This is a genomic window from Pseudomonas sp. TH15, from assembly GCF_016651105.1.
Classification (GTDB): Bacteria; Pseudomonadota; Gammaproteobacteria; order Pseudomonadales; family Pseudomonadaceae; genus Aquipseudomonas.
This window is the reverse complement of record NZ_JAEKEL010000001.1, coordinates 4399174-4412072: the sequence shown is the minus strand read 5'-3', so window position 1 is coordinate 4412072 and position 12899 is coordinate 4399174. Positions and strand designations below refer to the sequence as shown.

The 12899-nt window shown below is 56.2% G+C and carries 28 protein-coding genes; 24 read left to right on the top strand and 4 right to left on the bottom strand.

Annotated elements, in window-relative coordinates; all coding sequences use genetic code 11:
• The first annotated feature begins 247 nt into the window (after positions 1-247).
• Positions 248-568: a DUF1654 domain-containing protein gene (locus JFT87_RS19815; RefSeq protein ID WP_201203958.1), complete on the top strand. Its 321-nt coding sequence runs from the start codon at positions 248-250 to the stop codon at positions 566-568.
• A 63-nt stretch (positions 569-631) separates the two neighbouring features.
• On the opposite strand, the gene JFT87_RS19810 is transcribed toward JFT87_RS19815, so the two are convergent.
• The 3 genes from JFT87_RS19810 to JFT87_RS19800 all read right to left on the bottom strand — a co-directional run bounded on the left by JFT87_RS19810 (position 632) and on the right by JFT87_RS19800 (position 2175).
• Positions 632-934 (bottom strand): hypothetical protein, encoded by a 303-nt coding sequence (locus tag JFT87_RS19810; RefSeq protein ID WP_242487276.1) that lies wholly within the window; start codon positions 932-934, stop codon positions 632-634.
• Complete coding sequence (locus JFT87_RS19805; RefSeq protein WP_201203957.1) at positions 924-1223, bottom strand: hypothetical protein; 300 nt, start codon at positions 1221-1223, stop codon at positions 924-926. The genes JFT87_RS19810 and JFT87_RS19805 overlap by 11 nt, the downstream gene beginning before the upstream one ends.
• Before the next feature lie 85 nt (positions 1224-1308).
• Complete coding sequence (locus JFT87_RS19800; protein WP_201203956.1) at positions 1309-2175, bottom strand: S24 family peptidase; 867 nt, start codon at positions 2173-2175, stop codon at positions 1309-1311.
• 107 nt (positions 2176-2282) lie between these two features.
• Here JFT87_RS19800 and JFT87_RS19795 point away from each other — a divergent pair, with 107 nt between their 5' ends.
• The 23 genes from JFT87_RS19795 (at position 2283) to JFT87_RS19685 (ending at position 12369) form a co-directional block, all read left to right on the top strand.
• A complete protein-coding gene (locus tag JFT87_RS19795) occupies positions 2283-2489 on the top strand; it encodes a Cro/CI family transcriptional regulator (RefSeq protein ID WP_034152713.1) in 207 nt (68 codons plus the stop codon).
• 64 nt (positions 2490-2553) lie between these two features.
• The gene (locus JFT87_RS19790; RefSeq protein ID WP_201203955.1) at positions 2554-3021 is read left to right on the top strand and encodes a YmfL family putative regulatory protein; all 468 of its coding nucleotides are present in this window, start codon (positions 2554-2556) and stop codon (positions 3019-3021) included.
• A gap of 63 nt (positions 3022-3084) precedes the next feature.
• A complete protein-coding gene (locus tag JFT87_RS19785; RefSeq protein WP_201203954.1) occupies positions 3085-3888 on the top strand; it encodes a phage antirepressor protein in 804 nt (267 codons plus the stop codon).
• On the top strand, positions 3885-4331 hold the full coding sequence (locus tag JFT87_RS19780) for a hypothetical protein (protein ID WP_201203953.1): 447 nt from the start codon (positions 3885-3887) through the stop codon (positions 4329-4331). Before JFT87_RS19785 ends, JFT87_RS19780 begins: the two co-directional genes overlap by 4 nt.
• The gene (locus JFT87_RS19775; RefSeq protein ID WP_201205291.1) at positions 4331-5137 is read left to right on the top strand and encodes a hypothetical protein; all 807 of its coding nucleotides are present in this window, start codon (positions 4331-4333) and stop codon (positions 5135-5137) included. Before JFT87_RS19780 ends, JFT87_RS19775 begins: the two co-directional genes overlap by 1 nt.
• Positions 5127-5933, top strand: coding sequence for an ATP-binding protein (locus JFT87_RS19770; RefSeq protein ID WP_201203952.1), 807 nt, complete (start codon positions 5127-5129; stop codon positions 5931-5933). The genes JFT87_RS19775 and JFT87_RS19770 overlap by 11 nt, the downstream gene beginning before the upstream one ends.
• A 1-nt stretch (position 5934) precedes the next feature.
• Positions 5935-6303: a phage protein NinX family protein gene (locus JFT87_RS19765; protein ID WP_201203938.1), complete on the top strand. Its 369-nt coding sequence runs from the start codon at positions 5935-5937 to the stop codon at positions 6301-6303.
• Entirely contained in the window at positions 6300-6677 is a 378-nt protein-coding gene (locus JFT87_RS19760) for a hypothetical protein (RefSeq protein WP_201203936.1), read from the top strand. The genes JFT87_RS19765 and JFT87_RS19760 overlap by 4 nt, the downstream gene beginning before the upstream one ends.
• Complete coding sequence (locus JFT87_RS19755; RefSeq protein WP_201203934.1) at positions 6674-6841, top strand: hypothetical protein; 168 nt, start codon at positions 6674-6676, stop codon at positions 6839-6841. The genes JFT87_RS19760 and JFT87_RS19755 overlap by 4 nt, the downstream gene beginning before the upstream one ends.
• The gene (locus tag JFT87_RS19750) at positions 6838-7239 is read left to right on the top strand and encodes a recombination protein NinB (RefSeq protein ID WP_201203933.1); all 402 of its coding nucleotides are present in this window, start codon (positions 6838-6840) and stop codon (positions 7237-7239) included. Before JFT87_RS19755 ends, JFT87_RS19750 begins: the two co-directional genes overlap by 4 nt.
• A complete protein-coding gene (locus JFT87_RS19745; RefSeq protein ID WP_201203929.1) occupies positions 7239-7469 on the top strand; it encodes a hypothetical protein in 231 nt (76 codons plus the stop codon). The genes JFT87_RS19750 and JFT87_RS19745 overlap by 1 nt, the downstream gene beginning before the upstream one ends.
• The gene (locus tag JFT87_RS19740; RefSeq protein ID WP_201203927.1) at positions 7460-8059 is read left to right on the top strand and encodes a recombination protein NinG; all 600 of its coding nucleotides are present in this window, start codon (positions 7460-7462) and stop codon (positions 8057-8059) included. Before JFT87_RS19745 ends, JFT87_RS19740 begins: the two co-directional genes overlap by 10 nt.
• Positions 8056-8751, top strand: coding sequence for a hypothetical protein (locus tag JFT87_RS19735; RefSeq protein ID WP_201203923.1), 696 nt, complete (start codon positions 8056-8058; stop codon positions 8749-8751). The genes JFT87_RS19740 and JFT87_RS19735 overlap by 4 nt, the downstream gene beginning before the upstream one ends.
• 139 nt (positions 8752-8890) lie before the next feature.
• A complete protein-coding gene (locus tag JFT87_RS19730) occupies positions 8891-9436 on the top strand; it encodes a hypothetical protein (protein ID WP_201203922.1) in 546 nt (181 codons plus the stop codon).
• 65 nt (positions 9437-9501) lie between these two features.
• On the top strand, positions 9502-9789 hold the full coding sequence (locus tag JFT87_RS19725; protein WP_201203919.1) for a hypothetical protein: 288 nt from the start codon (positions 9502-9504) through the stop codon (positions 9787-9789).
• A 136-nt stretch (positions 9790-9925) separates the two neighbouring features.
• Positions 9926-10255 carry an FxLYD domain-containing protein gene (locus JFT87_RS19720; protein WP_201203917.1) on the top strand — a complete coding sequence of 110 codons (330 nt, stop codon included), beginning with the start codon at positions 9926-9928 and terminating at the stop codon, positions 10253-10255.
• Between the two features lie 340 nt (positions 10256-10595).
• Complete coding sequence (locus tag JFT87_RS19715; RefSeq protein WP_201203916.1) at positions 10596-10853, top strand: hypothetical protein; 258 nt, start codon at positions 10596-10598, stop codon at positions 10851-10853.
• Between the two features lie 72 nt (positions 10854-10925).
• Positions 10926-11258, top strand: coding sequence for a phage holin, lambda family (locus JFT87_RS19710; RefSeq protein WP_085731213.1), 333 nt, complete (start codon positions 10926-10928; stop codon positions 11256-11258).
• Between the two features lie 53 nt (positions 11259-11311).
• Positions 11312-11527, top strand: a complete 216-nt coding sequence (locus tag JFT87_RS19705; protein WP_201203914.1) for a hypothetical protein — start codon at positions 11312-11314, stop codon at positions 11525-11527.
• Positions 11524-11745, top strand: coding sequence for a hypothetical protein (locus tag JFT87_RS19700; RefSeq protein WP_201203912.1), 222 nt, complete (start codon positions 11524-11526; stop codon positions 11743-11745). The genes JFT87_RS19705 and JFT87_RS19700 overlap by 4 nt, the downstream gene beginning before the upstream one ends.
• Entirely contained in the window at positions 11742-11933 is a 192-nt protein-coding gene (locus JFT87_RS19695) for a hypothetical protein (protein WP_201203910.1), read from the top strand. Before JFT87_RS19700 ends, JFT87_RS19695 begins: the two co-directional genes overlap by 4 nt.
• The gene (locus tag JFT87_RS19690) at positions 11930-12118 is read left to right on the top strand and encodes a hypothetical protein (RefSeq protein ID WP_201203908.1); all 189 of its coding nucleotides are present in this window, start codon (positions 11930-11932) and stop codon (positions 12116-12118) included. Before JFT87_RS19695 ends, JFT87_RS19690 begins: the two co-directional genes overlap by 4 nt.
• Positions 12115-12369: a hypothetical protein gene (locus JFT87_RS19685; RefSeq protein WP_201203906.1), complete on the top strand. Its 255-nt coding sequence runs from the start codon at positions 12115-12117 to the stop codon at positions 12367-12369. The genes JFT87_RS19690 and JFT87_RS19685 overlap by 4 nt, the downstream gene beginning before the upstream one ends.
• A 76-nt stretch (positions 12370-12445) precedes the next feature.
• Here JFT87_RS19685 and JFT87_RS19680 read toward each other — a convergent pair whose 3' ends face one another.
• Positions 12446-12805, bottom strand: coding sequence for a hypothetical protein (locus JFT87_RS19680; protein ID WP_201203903.1), 360 nt, complete (start codon positions 12803-12805; stop codon positions 12446-12448).
• Positions 12806-12899: the final 94 nt, after the last annotated feature.

Genomic DNA, 12899 nt, shown 5'->3' with positions numbered 1-12899 from the left:
CCCTCTGAACCGTTGAGGCCGGTTCATCGCTGCCTTTGAATCTGGGCCGGTAGTGATCCGGCAAGGTGTATCACTAAAGAGCGGCGGGTCTGTTGAGGCCCTTCGCAATGGCTGTGTGTCGCTGCGATGGGTGTAAATTAACCGGCGGTTTCTTTGTGGTCAATACCGGCGGTTAATTTATTTTCCATAAGAATTGGTTATGCTTTGTTTTAACTGGATGGATATACAGCTATCAGGAGTGAAGTAGATGGCAATGGCGCAAAAACAAAACCGGCTCGAAAGCGGTGCAATGTCTGACCTTGAGCGCCTTCAGTTGCGCGTCTCGTCGATGATCAATCACCCGATCGCACAGATACAGCGATGGGTGGCGATCCACCGACTGGACACGGATGGAGAAAGGGAGTGGGAGGAGGTGATGGGATTGCTGTCAGAGACTGAGTGCATAGACATGACGTTCAATGACGACGAGTCGGTAACCCTCAGGTGGGATCCTCAGGGCGAGGAGGAGCGAGTCGCTAAGGTAGAAAATCTTTTTGAAGTGGCGATGGAGCAGACAGCTCCGTTTTGAAAGGCAGAAAAAAGCCCGCTCACTTGCGGGCTTCGTACAATCTTGGCATTCATGAAGTCGTACTTAAGAGCCTGAAAACAATTTGGTCAGGCCAAAAGTGATGGCGCAAGCAAGGCCGGTCATCGCTATGGCTGTGCCAATGCACCACTTCAGCATGCTTAGCTCAGTGTTGGCCAGATCGGCTTTGGTCGCAGTGTGTTTATCGATGGATTCGACCTTGACCAAAATTAGATTCAGCTTTTCCTTGATCTCAGGAATAGCACTTTCTATTGCAGAAACTCGCGATTCCAATGTCATGCCTCCTGGTGGGTTTCCAGAACCATTACCCTTGGCTGAGCGAAAACCTACGATATTGTCATTCGCCATGCTCGTCACCAGTATGCTCGCCAAGAATCGTTCTTGCCATTGAGATCGCGTTAATAAAGCGAGTATTGCCACATCTTAAGCAGGAGACAGGCATGTACAGCAAGCCAAGATTGTCGTCTTTTGCCAGAATGATGGGGATATATGCAACATCACCGCCATCGGTTTCAATTTTGAAATCTTCATACCCACACGCTTCGCAAGGTCGGTTGCAGCGCATACGTTTTAGGTAGTCATTTGCCTGATCAAAAGAGATCTTTATCGCATCATCATAACTGACATCGTCACTCATGCTATTCCCTTGAGTCTCTGAATACAGCGCTCTTGCCCGCACGCCAAACGCGCTGACAATTTCCCATGGTGTACATTTTTGGTGGTTAAAGCAGTTGAGCATTCCAGGCTAGAAGTACGCGAGCCTGGATAAACGTCTCGTCTGCTCGAATCGTTTGTGGAGGGTGACGATCATTGTCAGAAATCATCTTGATCTGATCGTCACCAATCCACTGAAGCCGCTTGATGTAGAGATGACCTTCCCACGAGAACATGTAGATCCCGTCCCCCACGAATTCTCGGATACTGATGTCGACCAGCAGCGGGTCTCGATGCTTGATAGTCGGCGCCATTGACTGACCCCAACCGGTCACCATTTTTAGATGGAAATGCTCCTTGAACTCGACACCCATCTCGCGAAGATGCTGGGGGCTCACCCGGACATCCTGCAGCATCTCGGGATAGTCATGTGGGATCTGACCGCCGCCCATCGCTGCGCGGACATCGTAGTGGGCGATCCATACCTCATCACCCACAACCCCTGGCCGGTAGTAGTCAAGCTCGATGGTGCCGCCGGCATCATCTGCTTCAGCGGCTGCCATCAATCTTTGTCTGGCCGTGTCAGTCAACCCTTTGCCCTGCTTATCGAGCATCTGGCGGACCATATCAGCGGCAGAAAGCGTCGAAGCCGATGGCGCTTCGGCGACACTTGTCAGCCCGCTGATCTCGCGCGCAAGTCGCTTACTGAAGCGCTCGACTGGAACGCCAAGTAAACGCGATAGAACCGACGCGAACTTGGCGTTCAAAGGGTTCGTTCCGTTCAGGTACATCGCTACCGCAGCGGCCGATATATCAGCCTCCGCCGCAAGGCTCGCCTGAGTCAATCCGAGCGCATTCTTTTTCGATACGAAAAGCGCCTTGGCGGCGTCGCACTCAGCTTTCAGTTCTGGGGACAGTTCTTTCTTTCTGCTCATCCGTGAAATTTAACCGTTGGTTAATTATATTGCGGCAACCGCCGGTATTGCTTGAAAACTAACCGGCGGTTAATATTGGGTCTGACAAAGTTTGCTGAGGCAACGACATGAAAAAGACGCCACTGCCAGAACTGGTTGAGCGAATTGGTCAGTCCGCTGTCGCCAAGGGCCTTGGCGTCAGCGCTCCAGCCATTTCAAAAGCCTTGAAGGCGGCCAGGGAAATCCTGGTCATTGAACATGAGGACGGGAAGTTGACAGCGGAGGAGGTTCGTCCGTTTCCGTGCCAGTTGCCTGTACAGAAAACAGCCGCCTGACGTGCCCGCCCGCCGAGCCATTGAAGACATTTTGACCGCATCCAACCCAAGGAAAAACTAGGACATGAAATCGCCCGTACTAGAGACCCGCCGCCAAGTAATGGCGGCCGTGTCCAACGCTTTCCCTGGCGGATTGGATTGCGCAGCTGCGCGTCTTGGAATCAAGGACAAGCGCCTGGAAAACCAGATCTACGAGACAGCAGGCTGCAAGCCGTTGAGTGATGCCGAAATCTTCGTGCTGGAAAGCGAGACGAAGACCGAGCATCTGCCCGACTACATCTGCGGCATGTATGGCGGCGTGTTCGTGAAGATTCCGGAAGCGGGGGAGCTGGATAACGTGGATCTGTACCAGCGCTCGCTGGCTGCATCTGCACAGCGAGGTGCGCTTGATCAGATGGTGGCTTCCGCCTTGGAAGACGGCGAGATCGATGCGAACGAAGCCAAGAAGATTCGCGCCCTACACGCCAAATACATGTCGGCGAGTCTTGAGGCTGTCGGCGCAGTAATCGAGTTGCACAAAGCCCGCGCATAAATCGCAGGCGAAAAAAGCCAGGTTCGTGGCCTGGCTCTCTTAAAACGCTTTGTGGAGTAAATCATGCACCAATCAATTCAAACGATCAATACCCCGGCCAGTGTCGCGACACAATTTGGCAACGGTGAAAACGTGTCGCGTGAAAAAATGAGCAGCTTCGACTTGCTCGACCTGGTCAACGCGGCGCGCAAGGAATTTGGCGAAAGCGAAGTTCGTCGCAACGATTTCACCGCGCGATGCCGTGACGAGCTGGACGGCGAATACTACGAAACTTTCGTAGTAAGGAATCAGCGCGGCCCGGCCTCTGAGGCTTTGATGCTGACCAAGGATCAGTGCCTCCTGATATCGATGCGCGAATCTAAAGCGGTTAGACGCTCGGTTGTCTCCAAGATCAATGCATTGTCACAGCCGCGCGAACTATCCCGCATGGATCTCATCCAGCTCGCCTTCGAGGCAGAACAGCAGCGCCTGCAACTGACCATCCAGGTCGAAGCCCAGGCCTCGAAAATCCACTCCATGGAGAACTTGTTCAAGGAAGGGATGACCCATACCCAATTCTGCAAGGGCCTCAATGGGGTCAACGTCATGCAGGTGGGTAAATTCCTAGAGGGCCGCAACTGGCTCTACAACGAGAGCAAGTCCGGCCTCCGCTTCCGCGTGGCGTCCTACGCGCGCGACAAGTACATGACCGAGCATCAGACCGAAGTCGCCCTCCACGGCAAAGAGCCGTTCATTGCCTTCACGCCTGTTCTGCTGAAGAAGGGTGCCGTGCGCTTGTACGACCTGTATCTGGCCGGCGAGTTACCTATGAAGAAGACCTGGGACGGGCAGTTCACCCATGACAAGGCTATGCGGGGTGCCGCATGAGCTACATGAGTGAAATGCGAGAGGAGTTCGATCGTGGTGAGTACCGCCAATTAAAAGGTGCGGCTCTTGGCTCGCTGGAATGCCAGCACCCGCAGCATCAAGAGGGTTTCGATCAGGCTTTCGCAGAGGCAGCAACGCCTGGCGTGATCTGGAAGCTGGTGGAAAGGCATCAGGCGCTGATCGCCGATAACGAGCGACTGCAAAAAGCGAGGATCCCAGCCGGCCTTTACCGTGAACTCGTCGCTCTCCGTGAACTGCGCGACCAGACCAAGAAGTACGTCGATTCCTACCTGCTGGACGAAGTGGAAGACGCTGAGCTCTGCGTTTCCGAAGGCCAGCATCTCTGCGCTTCTGCCCTGAGTGAATGCCTTATGGATGCGTTCGAAGCGCACTGGGATTCGGCCATGGCCAACGCTTCAACGAATGCACCGGAGGCCCAATGATGGCCAGATCCAGAAATATCAAACCGGGGTTCTTCTCGAACGAACACCTGGCCGAAGTAGATTTCGCAACGCGCCTGCTGTTCATTGGCATGTGGACCGAGGCTGATCGGGAAGGGCGCCTGGAAGATCGTCCGCGCCGCCTGAAAATGGCTCTGTTCCCGGCCGACAATGTCGACATCGAAAAGATGCTCGCGGACCTGGATCATTTGGGGTTCATCACGCGGTACACCGTTGGATCATTCAAGGCGATCCAGATCGTGAACTGGTCGAAGCACCAGAACCCTCACGTCAAAGAAGCCAAAAGCATCATCCCTGAAATGCCCGGTTTAGATGGTTCGGAGGGTGAGCATGGTGCAAGCCCGGTGCAGGCACCAGACAAGCACAGTTCTTTCCCTGCTGATTCCCTCTCTCTTGATTCCGGATTCCTGATTCCTGATTCCCTCACTCCGTCGCAGGCTCTGGTGGTGCCCGAGGGCTTGTTCGCGTCGTTCTGGAAGCTCTACCCGCGCAAGGTCGGGAAGGACAAGGCCGAGAAAGCGTGGGCGAAGCTCAAGGTGAATCAGGCGCTGTACCACCTGATGGTCTCAGCTCTGGCCAAGCAGGTGCTGACGCCTGACTGGACCAAGGAGCGGGGCCAGTTCATCCCGCACCCGGCGACGTGGCTCAACGGCAAGCGCTGGCAGGACGAGCTTCCCGAGCTCGCCAGCAACGTGCACCCGTTCCCGCAATCCCGTCACACCGGCTTCACCGAGCGCGATTACACCTCCGGATTGAAGCAGCGGGAGGATGGTAGCTATGCGCTCTGAAAAAGCCGTATCACTTCCTGAAGGCGCTCCACCGATCCGTACTCAGCCGGCCGAGTGCGAGAAACACGGCAACTTCGATCAGAAGGTCACCGTGCTGCTTGGCCGAGAGCTGAAGGGCGGTTGCCCTGAGTGCCTGCGAGTTATCGCCGACGAGCGCGCTGCCAGCGCCAAGGCCAACGCTGCGTACGAGCTGCGCTTGTCCCTGACCCGCAAGCTGGGTGATGCGTTGATCCCGAAACGGTTCACCACTCGCACCCTGGACAACTACCAAACCGACCATGACGAGCAGCGCAAGGCTCTGAAGTTCTGTCGTCACTACGTCGCCACGTTCGACCAGATCCGCGATTCAGGACGCTGCATGGTGTTGATCGGCAAGCCCGGCACAGGCAAGACGCACCTCGGCGTGGCGATGGCCAACGAGCTGCTGCACAAGACGGCCCGCACCGCCGTGTACCGCACCGTCGGGGCAGTCCTGCAGGCCATTAAGGCGACCTTCGACCGCAAGAGCGAGTTATCCGAATCCGACATCCTCGCCAGCCTGATCAATCCCGATCTGCTGGTGCTGGACGAGATCGGCGTGAGCAAGGAGCAGCCGGGTGATTTCGAGCTGGCGACGCTGTTCGCGATCATCAACGGCCGGTACGAGCGCGAGGCGCCCACTGTGATTATTTCTAACCTGCAAGCCGATGAACTGGGTCGGGCAATGGGTGATCGCTGCGTTGATCGGTTGCGGGAGGGCGGACTGATCGTTGTTCCGTTTGAGTGGGAATCACAGCGCGGCAAGGAGGGCTTTTGACATGACGGAATTTGTTGAAGTGAACACGCAGGAACTGTCGGGTTCGGCGCTGGATTGGGCGGTGGCGAAAGCAGCTGATGAGCAAGTCACTGTCATGCCAGGCATGGAGTGGAAGAGCCAACTCGTTTGGACTGCTGGATCTTTCAATCGCTACTCGCCAACCACCGACTGGAGCCGGTGCGGCCCGCTGATCGCCAAAATCAAAATTGGCTTTGGCCCTGTCCGCAGTGGCTGGGTAGCACACCCGCATCGCCCGAACGCACCAACTGAATGGCTGAACGCTGACGAACCGCTGGTTGCCATCTGCCGCGCCATCGTCGCGGACAAGCTCGGCATGGTAGTGAGCGTTCCAAAGGAGCTGATGCCATGACCATCGACAAACAAAAACTCCAGAAGCTGCTGTGGAGTGAAGTCGCCTCATGGAAGGCTGACTGTGAGGAGTGGAAGCCCAATGCTGAGGCACTCGGTGAATTCCTCGGCGAGAAGACCGTGGAGGAGGTGGCGCTGGAGTTGCTGGCCGAGAATGAGGCGCTGCGCGACGGCGCCAACTTCAGGGCGATTCAGTCCCTGCGCCAGGATTGCGAGGCGCTGCGCAAAGACGCCGAGCGCTACCGGTGGCTTCAGCACGGCCACAGCGGTTACATCGAAGTCGTAGAGTGGATCGGCCCTCACGCCACCGGGATGATCGGTGAAGATCTCGATGCGCTTTTAGATACCGCTATGAGCAAGGCGGTGCAGTCATGAGCAATTTCTTCGCAGGACTATTTTTTGCCGCTGTGCCAGCGCTGCTTGCCGGATTCGTGTTTGCGCTACTCAGCCCTTGGCTTGGTCTTCTCGTGGGCATCGGCATGTTCGGGTTCGGCCTGGATCTGTGCTTTCGCGGTAGCGGCAAGGAGGGGCGGCCATGAAGCCCGAATACACGATCCGAGATCGCCGTGACGCCAACCGCGTGGCAGGTGTTCTGCACGCCATCGACCTGAGCAAACCGAAGGTCGTGGTGATCCGCGACGAAAAGCGCCCCGACGTCTGCAACCGCAAGATGTGGGCAATGCTCAAGGACGTATCCGGGCAAGTGATCTGGCACGGCAAGAAACTGACCAGCGAGGACTGGAAGTGCCTTTTCAGTGCCTCGCTGGAGAAGCAGCGCGCGGAGCCTGGCCTCGACGGTGGCTTCGTTGTGATGGCCGTATCGACCCGCAAGCAGTCGCAGAAGTGGTTCAGCGATCTGTTCGAGCTGATGCATGCCTTCGGCGCCGAGCATGACGTGAAGTGGACTGAGCAGGACAAGTGGGGAGGGCGCTACTGATGCGAGAGGCCAAGACTTTCACCATTGCCGACGCGCTCACCAAGTACGTCACCACCTGGTATCTCGATAAAACGGCAATCATCAAAACGGCGGAGGAGACGCCGCCCGAAATTGGCGAAACCTTCCGCCTCGGTTTCAAGGACTACACAGTCATGATGGTGATGGGCGAACACAGCCCTCGCTGGGTGAATGCCGTGATCGTACCGAAGGAGGCCGAGCCATGCGCGTAGCCCTCAAGGAAGCGAAGCAGAAGACGTGCAAGGCCTGCGGCGACAAGTTCTCTCCGATGTTCAACACCACGCAGGTGGTGTGCAGCCCGAAATGCGCGCTGGCTCACGCGCCGGCGAACAGCGAGAAAGCCCGCAAGGCCATCGCCCAGCGCGATCGCCGCGAGGTCCAGGTACGCAAGGAGAAGCTGAAGAGCAGGGCGGATCACCTGCGCGAAGCCCAGGCGGCGGTGAACGAATACGTTCGCCTGCGTGACGCACACCTGCCGTGCATCAGTTGCGACTCTATGCCGAACGACAATGACCTCATGACGGGCAGCCGCTGGGACGCCGGGCACTATAGATCTGTCGGCGCCTGTCCGGAGCTGCGCTTCGAGCCGCTGAACATTCACCGCCAGTGCGTGAAGTGCAACCGCAACCTGTCCGGTAATTCGATCGAGTACCGCATCCGGCTGGTGCTGCGCATTGGCGCCGACCAGGTGGCTTGGCTTGAAGGGCCTCATCAGCCCAGCAAGCACACCGTCGAAGAAATCAAAATCATCAAGGCCGAATACCGAGCCAAGACCCGAGAACTGAAGAGGGCTGCAGCATGATCTATCCAAGCGTTCTGAACGCAGTTGTCTCCGCCCTCGCGGCCGAGGCCATCGACAACACCAGCACACAGGCATGGCAGAAGCTGTACAACGCTGTCGACGAAGAAGAGGGCGGCGATCTGGCGACACTGGTTCGCTCGCGTGGTTCCGACGGCATGGATCGCAGAGAAGTGGACTGCTGGGTATCCGCTCGACTCCACAGTGCGCTCGAACCGAAGCACTGGGATGCGCTGCTGGCGAAGTACAGCACCCATAAGGGGCGCAAGGTGAAGGCCATCTCCGCATTGCAGACCCTCATAAATACCCCGGCCCCGAAGCTGTTTCTGTACAAGGCAACCACCGCCTGGGCAATCCCACAGTTGAAGGGGGCGCGCCCTAAGGTGGTCACCTCCGTATCGGTGGAGATCCCACTCGATGCGCCGGCGTGGCGCCGGGAGACGATGGTGAAGGCGGCAGTTGCAGCCGGGCAGGCCAAGGCGAAGAAGGACGAAACCCGATCTGCCGACATGATCGTCCTGAAAGACAGCTTCTACGACATGAACACCTGGGACAATGACGGCACACCGGAGTCGACGCGGCGTCGGTGGCGCCAGGATATCGGCAAGGCTGCTGACAACTTGGTCAACGAGGCACTGGCGCATGCCGCTGACATTTTGGAGGGGGAAGGATTGCTGATTGAGCGGGCAGCGTGATTGCCTGTTGACATCAGTGAGCGGATGAGCGAAATTAATCCCATCCTGTCATTCCTGCGTGCGTAGGACTGATAAACGAAACCCGGCCACCGAGCCGGGTTTTTTGTATTCCGCATCCTGGGTTGAAAGGAAGATTGAATTGGAAGGAATCAGCCCGTCAGTTTGGTTTCCTGTAGTGACATTGGTCATCGGCGCTTTACTAAAGGCTGTTTTTGACTCTTGGACGGAGAAAAGACGCGCTGGCTTTGATAGGGAGTCGAGAGTTGAAAAGCGCAAAGAAGTCATCCTTATGCAGAGGATTGATCTTCAGCGAAAGGCACTCGGTGACATACAGATCGCGATTTCTGATCTGATGCGCTGCACGACGGTTCTTCACCTGGCTGAATGTAAATTGTGGAGAGACACCGGTAGCTGGGGAAGTGGCGACATTCCAGTCGATGTGAATGACCAATCGAGAGCAGCTTTCCGTCAGGTTACGCTCGCAAGAGTTAGGGTTCGTGATGAGCATGTGAGGGAGATGGCAGAGCAGGTTTCAAAGCTGTGTTCTCAAGTTTCGTTCGCTGATTCGGTTGACGCGTCTGAGGACGCCGTTCTTTCTGCAGGAAGTCTCTACAACATCTTCAATGAAAAGGTTGGTGAGTCTCTCAGGGCTTTGGAAGATGAGGAGCAGGCGCTACTGATCTAGCCCCTTCCGATTCATTACTCAGGCCCAACCATGCGCCGCCCTTTGTGCTTTCGCAGGATCGTGAAATGATCCGCGCTTCTTCAAAAAACGGGTGCAATATGGATCGAGCAACTCATACCGAAGTCACGGGGATTGCGAGCACGGTGGCTGATATGGCGACGCAGTATTTCGCCGCCTATCGCTCTGACAGCACGCCATTCGAGACGACCGTTAGTTTTCACGATGAAAACCCTGAAATTGTCAGGCTGAAGGCCGCAGAGCTGCGCAACAGCTTGTGTGAGCACTACGAGGCATCTCGAGTACATGTAAGTATTCAGGGCACAAATTACATGATTCAAATCGACAGACCTTAGGTCGTCTGACCCCTTTGAGCCTCGGCATTTGCCGGGGCTTTTTCGCTTTCGGGAAATGAGTTGGCGCGTCGATATGTTGTCGCCAGTATCTTGACATCATCGAAAATCTTAGGCAAAAGTGGGATCCAATTCACAAATGAGCCTGACCAATGCGCAAGATTTTTGCTGCCGCTGCAATTCTTTTTCCGCTTTCGCAGTAGCTGAGGATCGGGTTTCCGTTTCCGGCCTCCAAGTTTCTCAAGTTAGCGCGGGCTATTCCGTAGTAGAAGGGATCGCCCACAACAACACCAACGCTACGCTGGCGAATGTCTTCGTGAAATTTAAGCTTTATGATGAAGGTGGAACGGTAGTCGGGAACACCATTGCCCACGGGGCAGATATCGGCCCAGGTGAGAACTGGAGGTTCTCGGCGCCTGCTACGGTGCCGTTCGCTAACGCGAAATTGAGCAGTATTCAGGCTCAGTAATTTGTTTTTGCAGAAGCCCCGTCTTGAACGGGGCTTTTTTATGCACCGAATTTACCTGTAGCCAGGACAGCCCTCGGGATGGCCTGGACATTGATAAGCCGGTAAGTGCAGTGCTACAGAATCAACACCGGCAGCCCGCGCACCTGACCTCACGATTTGCTTTCAGGGTGGCGCGAGACTGGATCAGCGAGATCGATGCAAAGGGGCGTCGACGTGGATCCGGGCTTTGGCGGACAGCGCGGAAAGACGCGCGCACCTATTAAGGGCCTCTGCATTCGCATGGGCCTTTTCGTTCTTGCCTCTGATAGAGTGGCACTTTGTCATCGCGGAAGGGAATCGTATGTCGAAGTACCACATCAATGAAGGTCATGGCTCCAGAACCGGTCAGAAACTCTATCAGGTGTTCATTGGCGGGAAGACCATTGGCAATCCGTATCCATCCCGAGAACAAGCCGAGGGCTATATCAAGCTTCTTGAGCAGCGTGATGCGGAAGCTGAGGCCGAGCGCGAGAGGGAAGTCGAGGATGAGCGCCATCAGGAGGCTGAGGCGGAGAGGCAGCGAAAGAAAAATAGATCCGGTCCGTCCTTCGGAATGTGACAACCCCAAAACCAAGAGCCCGGCATTTTGCCGGGTTTTTTATTCCTGACTCCCTGAAGGGGAGGAACAGAGATGCCAAACATGCCAGACAAACCAGACACATGGGCGATAGCGCTTGCGTGGTTGAGCCAGCATTCGCCAATCCTCTATGCCGCTGCGCTGTCCTGCGCCATGGCCGTTTTGCGGATCACCTACGGGGGCGGCACGCGTCGCCAGATGTTGGTGGAAGGCGCCATTTGCGGCGGCCTGACGTTGACCATCATCAGCGGCCTGGACTTTTTCGGCCTGCCCCAGAGCATGGCCACCTTCGCCGGCGGCTGGGTTGGCTTCCTGGGCGTGGAGAAGATCCGCAACATCGCGGATCGGGTGACTGACTTCAAGCTTCCCACTCGCAAGGCGGAGTAAATTGCGACACGTTTCGCGAGTCAGCAAATTGTGTCGCGACATTGGAGGTTGGTATGAGCATCAAGAAGACGTTAATCCACTTCAACAACATCACACTAACCTTGTCTCCGAACGAGCTTAAGTCTGCGCTGATCGCCAAGTACGGTGATGCAGCAGTGGACGTGCTGGGGGAGGGAGTGATTCTGCAGAACGCCTATTTCTCATCGTATCAGCCAGAAGACGGCTTGAAGTTCACCTTTGCTCAGCCTCTGGAAGGACATCAGACATGAGCGATCAATCAGGCGAGAACGCCCACTGGGTAAACGACGGGCGAGGGCTGCGGCTGGTTTTCATTGACGGTGAACGCGTCAATTATGTGCTGTACGCCGACACCAAGGCCGGAATAGCAGTGGTGTGTGATGACCCGCCTACTTGCTTGGATGGCGAACACATCGACTTCCATCCCGTATGGGGTGAAATCACTGTAGTTCCTGTGGAAGGCGCATGAGTAACGTCACCCGCCTGCACCACGCGCTCCCGCTGAGCCAGGACATCAACAAGGCACTGACCGAGCTGGATAGCGCGATCGCCAAGGCCATCGATGCTGCCAAGGCTGCTGGCCTGCCTCAGGGCCTGATCGTTGCCGAGCTGCACGGGCATGCCCACGCACAGACCCACAATATGGTGAAGGCATGACCGCAGACATCCACGACATCGCCGGTCAGCGTCCGCACCTGACGGTAACGGCTGAAGACGGTGTCCACGTGCTGCCGTGTGACCTGGTGCGCTCCGTGATCGCCGGCGACAAACCATCAGCCATCCTGAGTGAACCGGTTCTGCGCCGTATCATTGAAGAGTGGCTCCACGGGGTGACGGCATGACCGCGAAGCTTGTTGAGTTCAAGCGGGAGGGCTGGCGCGGCGCCGCCAAGACCCTGCGCAAGATTGCTGATGACCTCGATGCCGGTGTGCACCCGGAGTGCACTGTAGGCGCGCTGACCCTCATGGGGCCGAAAGGCGAAGTGACGGTGTTCGGGCTTGGTCCCAAGTGCGACGACTTGCAGTGCCTAGGGGCAATGCGCCTGGGCGAGCAGAAGCTGATTGATGTGCTGCTGGATGGCGGAGAAGGGTGAGGCGCCGTCGCATGCATTGCTTTGCAGCGCAGATGTTTAGCGCCCTCCATGGAGCCTATTTCATTGCTTAACCCTGTCAGCCTCTTTGCAAGCTATGAAACCAAGATTCGTAATAGATATTGAGGACTTGCTGAATAACTTCCCCTGAAACGGTGTATGTACCAGTTCGGTCGGCAAGTGGCATGCAACCATCCTGGCCAATAATTACCGTCAGATAGGCATCCTCACTTTCTGGGATAGGCCTAAGGAATGCCTCGTGGGGTAGGTAACCTCCGCCCGCAAAAAAATTAGTCAATGAGTCAAATGTTTTTCTGGCTGTGTCGAGTTCCTTTGACGTTGCCCGATTCTGATCTGACAACACGATGCGGGCGGCGAAATAGCTCGCCGCGTAGGCGACCATTTTCTGTTCCGGAGTTTTTTGATCGTTTTCTTGCATGGTTGGCTTCTCCCTACTCTCCGACGGAAATGTCGAGGCGAACAAATACCGGCAACTCGCCACTATTTCAATCCCTACCTTATGTCTACCCGGG

Bases quoted from the DNA above. Each gene is read 5' to 3' on its own strand.
- JFT87_RS19815 (WP_201203958.1), top strand. From the start codon at position 248: ATGGCAATGGCGCAAAAACAAAACCGGCTCGAAAGCGGTGCAATGTCT.
- JFT87_RS19810 (WP_242487276.1), bottom strand. From the start codon at position 934: ATGGCGAATGACAATATCGTAGGTTTTCGCTCAGCCAAGGGTAATGGT.
- JFT87_RS19805 (WP_201203957.1), bottom strand. From the start codon at position 1,223: ATGAGTGACGATGTCAGTTATGATGATGCGATAAAGATCTCTTTTGAT.
- JFT87_RS19800 (WP_201203956.1), bottom strand. From the start codon at position 2,175: ATGAGCAGAAAGAAAGAACTGTCCCCAGAACTGAAAGCTGAGTGCGAC.
- JFT87_RS19795 (WP_034152713.1), top strand. From the start codon at position 2,283: ATGAAAAAGACGCCACTGCCAGAACTGGTTGAGCGAATTGGTCAGTCC.
- JFT87_RS19790 (WP_201203955.1), top strand. From the start codon at position 2,554: ATGAAATCGCCCGTACTAGAGACCCGCCGCCAAGTAATGGCGGCCGTG.
- JFT87_RS19785 (WP_201203954.1), top strand. From the start codon at position 3,085: ATGCACCAATCAATTCAAACGATCAATACCCCGGCCAGTGTCGCGACA.
- JFT87_RS19780 (WP_201203953.1), top strand. From the start codon at position 3,885: ATGAGCTACATGAGTGAAATGCGAGAGGAGTTCGATCGTGGTGAGTAC.
- JFT87_RS19775 (WP_201205291.1), top strand. From the start codon at position 4,331: ATGGCCAGATCCAGAAATATCAAACCGGGGTTCTTCTCGAACGAACAC.
- JFT87_RS19770 (WP_201203952.1), top strand. From the start codon at position 5,127: ATGCGCTCTGAAAAAGCCGTATCACTTCCTGAAGGCGCTCCACCGATC.
- JFT87_RS19765 (WP_201203938.1), top strand. From the start codon at position 5,935: ATGACGGAATTTGTTGAAGTGAACACGCAGGAACTGTCGGGTTCGGCG.
- JFT87_RS19760 (WP_201203936.1), top strand. From the start codon at position 6,300: ATGACCATCGACAAACAAAAACTCCAGAAGCTGCTGTGGAGTGAAGTC.
- JFT87_RS19755 (WP_201203934.1), top strand. From the start codon at position 6,674: ATGAGCAATTTCTTCGCAGGACTATTTTTTGCCGCTGTGCCAGCGCTG.
- JFT87_RS19750 (WP_201203933.1), top strand. From the start codon at position 6,838: ATGAAGCCCGAATACACGATCCGAGATCGCCGTGACGCCAACCGCGTG.
- JFT87_RS19745 (WP_201203929.1), top strand. From the start codon at position 7,239: ATGCGAGAGGCCAAGACTTTCACCATTGCCGACGCGCTCACCAAGTAC.
- JFT87_RS19740 (WP_201203927.1), top strand. From the start codon at position 7,460: ATGCGCGTAGCCCTCAAGGAAGCGAAGCAGAAGACGTGCAAGGCCTGC.
- JFT87_RS19735 (WP_201203923.1), top strand. From the start codon at position 8,056: ATGATCTATCCAAGCGTTCTGAACGCAGTTGTCTCCGCCCTCGCGGCC.
- JFT87_RS19725 (WP_201203919.1), top strand. From the start codon at position 9,502: ATGATCCGCGCTTCTTCAAAAAACGGGTGCAATATGGATCGAGCAACT.
- JFT87_RS19720 (WP_201203917.1), top strand. From the start codon at position 9,926: ATGAGCCTGACCAATGCGCAAGATTTTTGCTGCCGCTGCAATTCTTTT.
- JFT87_RS19715 (WP_201203916.1), top strand. From the start codon at position 10,596: ATGTCGAAGTACCACATCAATGAAGGTCATGGCTCCAGAACCGGTCAG.
- JFT87_RS19710 (WP_085731213.1), top strand. From the start codon at position 10,926: ATGCCAAACATGCCAGACAAACCAGACACATGGGCGATAGCGCTTGCG.
- JFT87_RS19705 (WP_201203914.1), top strand. From the start codon at position 11,312: ATGAGCATCAAGAAGACGTTAATCCACTTCAACAACATCACACTAACC.
- JFT87_RS19700 (WP_201203912.1), top strand. From the start codon at position 11,524: ATGAGCGATCAATCAGGCGAGAACGCCCACTGGGTAAACGACGGGCGA.
- JFT87_RS19695 (WP_201203910.1), top strand. From the start codon at position 11,742: ATGAGTAACGTCACCCGCCTGCACCACGCGCTCCCGCTGAGCCAGGAC.
- JFT87_RS19690 (WP_201203908.1), top strand. From the start codon at position 11,930: ATGACCGCAGACATCCACGACATCGCCGGTCAGCGTCCGCACCTGACG.
- JFT87_RS19685 (WP_201203906.1), top strand. From the start codon at position 12,115: ATGACCGCGAAGCTTGTTGAGTTCAAGCGGGAGGGCTGGCGCGGCGCC.
- JFT87_RS19680 (WP_201203903.1), bottom strand. From the start codon at position 12,805: ATGCAAGAAAACGATCAAAAAACTCCGGAACAGAAAATGGTCGCCTAC.